Source organism: Paraburkholderia sp. EG286B (assembly GCF_040965655.1).
In the GTDB taxonomy this organism is placed as follows: domain Bacteria; phylum Pseudomonadota; class Gammaproteobacteria; order Burkholderiales; family Burkholderiaceae; genus Paraburkholderia.
Genome location: NZ_JBFRCF010000188.1, coordinates 1 through 387 on the forward strand (window position 1 = coordinate 1; position 387 = coordinate 387).

At 67.4% G+C, this 387-nt stretch carries 1 protein-coding gene; it reads left to right on the forward strand.

The window, feature by feature from the left end:
• Positions 1-387 (forward strand): NAD(P)(+) transhydrogenase (Re/Si-specific) subunit beta (locus AB4Y42_RS44350; RefSeq protein WP_368697912.1); only part of this gene is annotated, 387 nt, incomplete at both ends.

The following is a 387-nucleotide window of genomic DNA, read 5'->3' on the forward strand; positions in this document are numbered from 1 at the left end:
ACGCCATGCTGATCATCGCGGGCTCGCTGGTGGGCTCTTCCGGCGCGATCCTGTCGTACATCATGTGCCACGCGATGAACCGCTCGTTCTTCAACGTGCTGCTGGGCGGCTTCGGCGGCGAGGCGGGCGCAGCAGCAGCAGGCGGCTCGCAGGAACAGCGTCCGGTGAAGTCGGGCTCGGCTGACGACGCCGCGTTCATGCTCGGCAATGCGGAAAGCGTCGTGATCGTGCCGGGCTACGGTCTCGCGGTGGCGCGCGCGCAGCATGCGCTGAAGGAACTCACCGACAAGCTCGTGGAAAAGGGCGTGGACGTGCGCTACGCGATCCATCCGGTGGCGGGCCGCATGCCGGGCCACATGAACGTGCTGCTCGCGGAAGCCGAAGTGC